Here is a 9,024-nt window from a genome sequence, read left to right on the forward strand (position 1 = left end):
ATTTTGTTTTAAGGCATAATAAAAGGGTAATAAAACTTTAAACTGATAATAATTATTGATTAATTTCATATTATTTGTTATATTATTCATACATCTATATATTACAATTAATAAATATAAATTATTAAGGAGGTTCATTATGGAAGATGTGTCGTTGCCACTTGCCTTTGGAGCAGGGTTACTTTCCTTTTTCTCCCCCTGTGTATTGCCCCTTATACCAGGATATATAACCTATATAACTGGAACAACCGTGGAGGCAGAACTGAAGGATAGAAAGCTATTTGCATTAACAAGGACCATAGGATTTATTTTAGGCTTTACAATAATATTTATGATTATGGGTGTATCAGCAAGTTTTATAGGTAGACTATTTCTTAGATACAAACAAGAATTTATGAAGATAAGTGGAGCTTTAATAGTAATATTTGGACTTAATATGACAGGTATACTTAAGTTAAACTTTTTAAACAGAGAAAGAAGATTTAAGCTACCTAAGATAACCAATTGGTTTAGTTCTACACTTATGGGGATGGCATTTGCAGCTGGATGGACCCCCTGTATAGGTGCAGTATTGGGAACAATATTACTTTATGCAGGAACAACTGCTATGTTATCAAAAGGAATATACATGTTATTAACATATTCGTTAGGGTTGGCTATTCCATTTATTATAACATCGCTACTTATCAATAAATTTAGTAGCTTTCTAACTAAATCAGAAAAAATTATGAAGTATATTATGAGAGTAGGCGGTATTATCATAATATTAATGGGTATATTAATATTTACTAATAACATGTATAAAATAGCCACATGGTTTTTAGATAAATTAGGAGGAGGATACTACTAGATGAAAAAAATATATATTATATTAATGGTATTGGCCATTGGAATATTAACAATTGGATGCAGTGAGGAAGATAATATAAAGGATAAAAATAAAAATATAGAAACTAATGATGATAATGCTAAAAACAATGAAGAAGACACTAGTGAGGAAGAAAAAGAAGGCGAAGATGAATTTCCTAATATCACTATAGGTGAAGAGGCTCCTGATTTTACATTAGAAAATTTAGATGGCGATTTAGTATCTTTATCAGACCATGAAGGGGAGATAGTATTTATTAACTTTTGGGCATCATGGTGTCCTCCATGCAAGGAAGAAATGCCAGATATAAATAAACTTTATTTAGAGAAAAAAGATGATAACTTTACTGTCTTAGCTGTCAACTCCGGGGAAGAAAAATCCACAGCTTCTAAATTTATAAAAGAGGGAGAATATGAATTCCCTGTATTACTGGACATAGACCAAGACATTTCTATTAGATATCTTGTTACTGGTCTTCCTAAAACTGTTATAGTAGATGGGGAAGGGATGATAAGATATGTAAAAATAGGTATTATGAATTATCCGGAAATGAAAGAGATAGTGAAGTTTATTGAGGAGAATTAAAATATGAATCAATATGTTTATGTTAATGGCTCTATAGGTATAACATGGTTTGCATTACTTTCAGTTATATCAGGGATTGTAGGATATGTATATATTAAAATAACAAATAAAAACTATGATATAGAAAAAACAATAATAGAAGATACCTATTTTTTGTTGATAATAACTGGTCTTTTGGGTGCTAGGATAGGGTATGTGATATTAAACTTTGATGTTTATAAAGGGGACTTTTTTAATATAATTTCCCTTGACCATATAACTTTAAACTTATATGGTGCTATTTTATTTGGAGTAATTAGTGTTTATGTTGTAGCTAAGCGGAAAAAGTTAAGGTTTAGAGATTTAATTAAGCCATATATTATTCCCTTTTATGTAGCTATGGCTATTGGAGTTTGGACAAAATATTTAGATGGGTTCTTAATAGGAAATAAATATAATGGTCCATTATCCCACTATTACTTTGGAGCAAATAGACATTTAGTGCCATTATATTTATCAATATTGTTTGTTTTAGCTATAGTACTGGAAATAGTGCAAAGAAAAAAAGTGGGAAAAAACTTATCGATAGTTATATTTGTACTATCTATTATAATACATCCTATTATAAAATCAGTATTTACCTAAAAAAACTTATATTTTACACAAAATAAAGGGGCACAAAAAGTGCCTCTTTAACATTTATATTTTATATGTAGGGTCTGAATATATTCAGGCCGGTTTTAAAGCCATATAGTATAGTCCAATAGTAAAATTTAGTTGCTGGGGATTCGTAATCCCACAGCTTATTAAGAAAACAGTCTTTGGTATAATAGGTCTTCTAGAAGAAGACCTAAGGAGTTCAATATATTGAAACCCTACACATATACCATGGAAATGTCAAGACCCTGCTCTCTACTCCCTGCACACTGCACGGAATAAAGAAGTGCCAAAGGCACCTTTATTCCTACTATATAGCATCGATAGCTGCTTTAAGTTCCTTTTCTACTTCTTTTGCTATTGATACTAAGCTATCATCATTAAACATACCTATCAAATCAGTAGGTCTTAACATACCTACATAAACAGAATTATTTTTCTCATATATAACCATTTTGCATGGTAGAAAATATCCCACTTCAATATGACTTTCTAAGACTTCTTTAGCTTGTTTTGGATTACAAACTTCAAAAACTTTAAAGTTTGTATCAAAATCTAATCCCTTTTCCTTTAACTTATCCTTAAAGTTTAATTCCCAAAGAACACCAAAGTTGTGTTCCGATAAACTTTTCTTTAAGGCATCAATAGCATCGCCAAATTCTTTTTCTACTTTAACCTCATAGATTATTTTCACAATTATCACTCCAATATTTTATTATTTACTAATATTTTTACCCATTAGTAAGCAAAATAAATATGATATAGAAAATAAATTATTAGAGGGGATAATATGCATAAAGGTTTATTAGAGTTGAGTGTAGTTTTGTATATACTGGTGGGGACACTAGTAGGGTTTATTGGACGTTGGTGGATGCTTAGGGGAGATATAAGGCAATACCCCACATATCCAAATGGATATCTTATACATCTCACCACTGGATTTATTGCAGCGGCAATGGGATCAGTTGCTTACCCGGCATTGATTTCAAAAAATTATGTGGCAGTAACTTTTTTGGCTTTAGCCATACAACAATTTAGGGATATAAGGAAAATGGAAAAAGAAAGCTTACATTCCGTAGAAGGAGAAGTATATGCACCTAGGGGGAGTTCATACATAGATGGTATAGCAAAAACCTTTGAAGCGAGAAATTATATAGTAATGATTACTTCTTTAATTACTACTGTCAGCGCATTTACATTGAAAATATATATTAAAAATAAGATTATAATAATAATTTTGTCGGCATTAATAGGGAGTATTATTTTATATTTGTTAAAAAATTATACAAAAGGACATCATATTAGGGATATTGCTACAATAGAGGATGGAGAGTTAAGTTTTAAAGACGGAGACAACCTCTATGTAGGAGAAATATATGTAATGAATGTAGGACTATCTGCAACAAGGAAAAGAATATTAAAAAATGGCATAGGTATAATTATTAAACCAAAGGGAGAAATGGAAAAGATAATATTAAATCACAGTGGTCAAACTAAGGCACTTATCCACGAATGCTCTAGATTATGTGGTTTAGAGCGTTACGTTACTACTAGACGAAATTTTGATAATGGAGATGTGGCTTTAGTAATAGTACCTATAAAGAAAGATAGGGAATATATAAAAGAAATAGTAAAAAGTGTTCCTATTCTAGAGACATTAAAGAAAAAATCGGATTAGCTAAGAGGAGGAAAACTATGAAAAAAAGTCAAACTAAAAGTATATTGGCTATGGTTACTATAGATAAAGAACTTGTGTTAGATGCAGGTGTCCCAACCATAGTTGCTAAGGACAAAGAAGAACAGGAGGGAATAGCTTCTGAACTAGGTAGAGTTTTGGCTGGCAACGTTTATGGTCTTAAAAATGGTGTTATCATTATAACACAGGAATAAGAAATAGAGCTAAATCTCTTTAGCTCTATTTATACTAATTTTTATTTACTTTTATTTTAACAAATTAGATTAAAAATTCATTATGTTTGTGCCTGTAAATATATGTCGATAGTAGTGCTTTTATTTAACTGGGAAGACTTATATGCAAGTCTCGTATAGTTAGAAAGCTTTTTGGGGACAATAGCTACGACTTCACCAGGGTTAATAAGTTTCACATCAGAATCATTTATCCAGTCCGTTGAATTAGGACTTATTTGTAGGATTGTTTCACATAAATTACTACCTGTATTTTTTATAAAATAAGTGTAATTAAAAAATTTTGATATATCATAGATAGTTGAACCAGTATAGGAGTTATTAGTAGTTACTCCACTTTTAGAGTTTGAGTAAAAAAATCTGCTGGATATTTCATTTGAACTTTCCAAATAAATATTCAGTTTTGGGATAAATAACTCATCAGTTGAGTCCATACTATAAAAGGCCAGTAAAGAATCTACAGTTTCGTCAGCAGAGTAGATCATCAGTCCATAATTTGGGTACTCTCCATTATACCAGGATCTAACAAGGGGAGTAATATCTGCAGTTATATATGAATTTAATTCATTATTAACAATTAATGTTCCAGAAACTTCTGTGCTTATGGTAGGTTGATTTACATAGTTTACAGTTTCATAATCAAAGTTTTCTCTTACTCTGCTAATATTGTAGTATTTTGTGTAAGAAGGGTTATCGTTTCTAATTATATATAGTTCTAATTCAGCTTTTTTAATTATATATCCTTTAGGCAATTGAGAGAGATCAAAGGATAATAAGCTTCTGTAGATTACATCGGGAGGATACTTACCAACAAATAGAGCATAATAATCATTGAAATTTTGATATGGAATATTACTGTTTATATAGGTATCATTATCTGGGGGTTTTATAATAAGAGCTGACATAATATCCTTCCTTTCAATCGTCTTTCATTATTAAGTAATCTTTCATAATGTTAAGGGCTTCAGTATCAATAATATCAAATAATTTTATGGACCGTATAAATTCTTTATAACTTAGGTCACAGAAATCATTTTTATAATATAATTTACCTAATCTTAATAAGACTTCATTATTTTCAATAAGATTTAATAGTTCTAAAGACTTTTCAAATATTTCAGGAGTTGAACAATTTAATAATAACTCTAACAAGTCAAATATATGTTCTGAATATAGAAGGGATTCTTTTTCATTGTCACTTAATGGTTTAGATTTATCATTTTCAATTATTTTACAAAAGGCATAATAAACTTTGAATCTATAAAAATCATCGAAGTTTTTTGCTGAATCTAGTAATTTTGTAAGATTCCCTAAATTATTATTTAAACATTCACATAATATAGACATATATATAGATTCCTTATAAAATTTTCCTTCTTTAATATGACAGAAAGAGTTATATGCATTCTTGTAGTCCTTAGTATATAAAAAGCACATACCCTTGTGATAATCTATTTCTTCTTTATATAGATTCAATGAATCTTCATATAGGGGAATAGCTTTTTTATATACTTTTTTCAAATAATACTTATTTGCTGAAGCAAAAAGTTCCTTTGAAGTTTTATTTTGAGGATTAGCAGGTGATTTCTTATCTATTCTTTGATTTTTTTTATTAAAAATCACTTTAAGCTTAGGAGAGTATTTAAGGTGGTCCTTACTATAAAAACCTATTAATGATTTTACTCTATTATTAATAGATTTTATAACTAGACCATAATTTTTATCTTGATTTTTACACCATATTTTAAATAATTCGGTTATATCTATGTTAATCCAAGTAGTAACTTCATCTAGAATAGAGAATGAAGATATTGGAGAACTTGAGAATTTAGGCTGATTATTAAAGTTAATACTATTTTTATCATATTCATTTTCAATGGGGTGTAATGTATACTTTTTTTCATAAGAGATATTATCGTTTTTCCATATATATAATAGTAATTTGACTTTTTCGATATTGTTTATATTGGTTATATTGGATATATCAAATTTTAATATATTTCTAAACTCTATGTTTTTAAATAAGTTACCTAGAAATAATTTATTATAGTTACTTATATTTTCATTGGGTTTATTACTATTTAGGGTTATACTATCAACTATTGATTTTATAGTTATTTCAGGCAAGATTACACCTCCTTATTTTCCACATAATTTCTAATCCCTCTGCATCTATCACATTAAACAGTCGGATAGAACGTATAAACTCTTTATAAGCTAGATTAAAGTGACCATGTTTATAATATAGCTTTCCAAGTCTTAATAAAACTGAATTATCGTTAACTATATTTAAGAAATTCAAAGTCTTTTCAAAAACATCATATTCTTCAAGGTGTAAAAGAGTGTCTAATATAGAAAAGATAATATTAATAACTACATTTGATGTATAATCATAGGGGTTGTATTTTTTGTCAGATAAAATATCTAAAAAGGTGTTATAAACCTTTATTTTATCTTTAGATGTATTATCTTTTACTTTAGAAATTAAAGAATAAGCTTTATCTAACTGATTATCTAAAACTTTACATAAGGCCATCTTATACTTAATATCTTCAAAACTTTCTTTATTATCTATCCTATAGAAATTCTCATAGGCTTTTCTATAATCCTTTTTATATAGTAGACAAAGAGCCTTATAATATTGAGCTTTATTATAATTTTTAGACCCTACAGATATATTTGATAAATAATCAGAGGCTACATTATATTCCTTTAAATCAAAGAAAATATCAGATAATATGAAGTAACAGTTTTCATCTATTGAATCCCCAAAGAAGCCTTCTAAAGTTTTTTTGATATTATCTATTTTATAGGAATTTTTCTTTAATATATGGGCTATTCTATAAAGGGGTTGTATATAATCGTTTCTTTTCTTTAATGTTTCTACATAGTGGTAATATGCTTTATCATATTCCCCTAAAGAATAATAGATTTCTGCTAAACCATGATGGGGTCGATAGCTACCTACACCTACAATGAAACTTAGATATAGTGGGGGTTCTCCCATTTTTAGACATTGATTAAAGGTTTCTATTGTTAGTAAAGTATTCTTTCTCTTATCGGAAATAATACCCTTAACAAATAATAGATCTGTAAATCTAGGGTAATATCTAAGTCCTTTATTTATAATAGATAGGGCCTCATCATATCTATTTAATTCATTTAAACACATTATTATACGGAAGATTAATTTCGGGCTAAATCCACAGGTGGGATTGAACTTATCATATGATTTTTTATAATATACTAAAGCCTTTTCATAATCTTCTAGGGCAAAATATTCATTTCCTATGTTAAAGAGATTAAAGCTATTGTGACTATCTTTTTCTAAGACTTCTTTTAATATTTCAATATTTCTTTTTCTTTTATTTTTTTCTTTTATATTATAGTTAAGATAACCATAGTGATGAAATTTGATATTGGCTACTTTTGTAACTTTTTTTCTATCTATGCCATCGGGATAGTCTAATTGTTCATGGATTTCTCCTTTGAACTTATAGCCCTTATTATTTCTTATAAGTCGTACATTTAGGTTATTTACAACATTAAGACCAGGTTTAGTCCCTACATAGCTTAAAGTTTGCATAAAATAGATATCTGTATCCTCATTATCTAATAGCTTTAATAAACTAGTTTTATCATTGGGCTCTAAACGATCATCACCATCCATAATTAGTATCCAATCACCCTTGGCCTTTTCTATAGAATAATTTCTAGATTTGCTAAAATTATTGCACCACTTAAAATAATAGACTTTAGAATTATAATTCTTTGCTATGTCAATAGTTTTGTCTGTTGATCCAGTGTCTACTATTATCATCTCATCCACTATATCTTTCACACTATCTAAACATCTTGGTAAATTTTTTTCTTCATTTTTAACTATCATACATAAACTTAATTTCATAGAAAGCACCTCGAATAAAAGTATTAAAAATCTTTTTATTTGAAATTGGGGGACTATAGTCCCCCAAAATTTATCAACTAAGCATGGGCATTATAATAAGTTTCAATAGTTGCTGTACCTGAAGCATTATAAAATAGTCTAGTATATCTAAGATATTTTTGTGCTACTAGAGTTGCCTTTTCTCCTGCACCAACCGATACTTCTGAAGAACCATCATCTATAAAATAGTCAGTATTATCTGTTGGAGATATTTGAAGTTTTACACTTACGGCTGCAGAACCTGTGTTGTTTACATAAAATGAATATACATCTTGTTCTGAGTTATCTATAGTCATGGCTATACCCGTGTCGGTTATATCAGTTAAGGTTGCATTAGATGCAGTGAAAAGATTTCCTGCTTTGATAATGCTGTCGGTATCGCCGGAAAGATTTCTAATATCCAAATCAGTGGCGGTAACAGTAACAGAGTCAGTATCAGCAGAAAGATCTCTGATATCCAAATCGGTAGCAGTCACAGTAACAGAGTCGGTATCAGCAGAAAGATCTCTGATATCCAAATCGGTAGCGGTAACAGTAACAGAGTCGGTATCAGCAGAAAGGTCTCTGATATCCAAATCAGTGGCAGTTACAGTGACAGAGTCGGTATCAGCAGAAAGATCTCTGATGTCCAAATCGGTAGCGGTAACAGTAACAGAGTCAGTATCGGCAGAAAGGTCTCTAATATCTAAATCAGTGGCAGTCATAGATACACTACCATCGGAAGAGGTCTTAATTGGAGTAGTCACTCCACCATTATCACCATATATTTTGGTTTTCAATTGTTCAGCAACATCATTAAATACAATATTATTTGGCAAATTAATCTTCCTCCTTTTAGGATATAGACTTCTTGTCTTAAATCCTAGTACATGATATGACTAGGGTTTTAATATGTGTCAAAAAATATTATGAAAAATATATTATACTAGGAGATTAAGACCAGCTAGTAAAAGTCAAGAGTATTTAAGTGAAAAAATTTAAATTCTCTAATATTAAATTTATGCACGACAAAAAGACCTTTGAAAAACACGAACAATGGCCAAATTTAGGCTTTTAAAATTGT

Annotated in this window: 10 protein-coding genes; 5 read left to right on the forward strand and 5 right to left on the reverse strand. The window is 29.3% G+C overall.

The annotated features are described in order from the left end of the window. Positions 1-139: 139 nt before the first annotated feature. Genes V6137_RS16275 through V6137_RS16285 form a run of 3 tightly spaced genes read left to right on the forward strand, consistent with a single transcriptional unit; the run spans position 140 to position 2,077 of the window. Positions 140-850, forward strand: a complete 711-nt coding sequence (locus V6137_RS16275; RefSeq protein WP_425449019.1) for a cytochrome c biogenesis CcdA family protein — start codon at positions 140-142, stop codon at positions 848-850. Continuing rightward, positions 851-1,453 (forward strand): TlpA family protein disulfide reductase, encoded by a 603-nt coding sequence (locus V6137_RS16280; RefSeq protein ID WP_425449020.1) that lies wholly within the window; start codon positions 851-853, stop codon positions 1,451-1,453. It abuts the gene before it with no gap. A 3-nt stretch (positions 1,454-1,456) separates the two neighbouring features. Further along, entirely contained in the window at positions 1,457-2,077 is a 621-nt protein-coding gene (locus V6137_RS16285) for a prolipoprotein diacylglyceryl transferase family protein (protein WP_425449021.1), read from the forward strand. Positions 2,078-2,399: 322 nt separating this feature from the next. Here the strand turns inward: V6137_RS16285 and V6137_RS16290 are convergent, their stop codons facing one another. Beyond that, positions 2,400-2,783 (reverse strand): DUF302 domain-containing protein, encoded by a 384-nt coding sequence (locus V6137_RS16290; protein WP_425449022.1) that lies wholly within the window; start codon positions 2,781-2,783, stop codon positions 2,400-2,402. Positions 2,784-2,879: 96 nt separating this feature from the next. Between V6137_RS16290 and V6137_RS16295 the strand changes: the two genes are divergently transcribed. Continuing rightward, complete coding sequence (locus V6137_RS16295) at positions 2,880-3,767, forward strand: YIEGIA domain-containing protein (RefSeq protein ID WP_425449023.1); 888 nt, start codon at positions 2,880-2,882, stop codon at positions 3,765-3,767. 17 nt (positions 3,768-3,784) lie between these two features. Further along, positions 3,785-3,979 carry a capping complex subunit for YIEGIA gene (locus tag V6137_RS16300; RefSeq protein WP_425449024.1) on the forward strand — a complete coding sequence of 65 codons (195 nt, stop codon included), beginning with the start codon at positions 3,785-3,787 and terminating at the stop codon, positions 3,977-3,979. Between the two features lie 80 nt (positions 3,980-4,059). Here the strand turns inward: V6137_RS16300 and V6137_RS16305 are convergent, their stop codons facing one another. The 4 genes from V6137_RS16305 to V6137_RS16320 all read right to left on the reverse strand — a co-directional run bounded on the left by V6137_RS16305 (position 4,060) and on the right by V6137_RS16320 (position 8,779). After that, positions 4,060-4,920, reverse strand: coding sequence for a DNRLRE domain-containing protein (locus V6137_RS16305; protein ID WP_425449025.1), 861 nt, complete (start codon positions 4,918-4,920; stop codon positions 4,060-4,062). Positions 4,921-4,933: 13 nt separating this feature from the next. Beyond that, positions 4,934-6,142: a DNRLRE domain-containing protein gene (locus tag V6137_RS16310; RefSeq protein WP_425449026.1), complete on the reverse strand. Its 1,209-nt coding sequence runs from the start codon at positions 6,140-6,142 to the stop codon at positions 4,934-4,936. Further along, positions 6,135-7,922 (reverse strand): tetratricopeptide repeat-containing glycosyltransferase family 2 protein, encoded by a 1,788-nt coding sequence (locus V6137_RS16315; RefSeq protein WP_425449027.1) that lies wholly within the window; start codon positions 7,920-7,922, stop codon positions 6,135-6,137. The genes V6137_RS16310 and V6137_RS16315 overlap by 8 nt, the downstream gene beginning before the upstream one ends. 77 nt (positions 7,923-7,999) lie before the next feature. Beyond that, positions 8,000-8,779 carry a DUF6385 domain-containing protein gene (locus V6137_RS16320; RefSeq protein ID WP_425449028.1) on the reverse strand — a complete coding sequence of 260 codons (780 nt, stop codon included), beginning with the start codon at positions 8,777-8,779 and terminating at the stop codon, positions 8,000-8,002. Positions 8,780-9,024 lie beyond the last annotated feature (245 nt).

The sequence above is a fragment of the Dethiothermospora halolimnae genome (assembly GCF_037577855.1).
GTDB classification, from domain to species: domain Bacteria; phylum Bacillota; class Clostridia; order Tissierellales; family VENL01; genus Dethiothermospora; species Dethiothermospora halolimnae.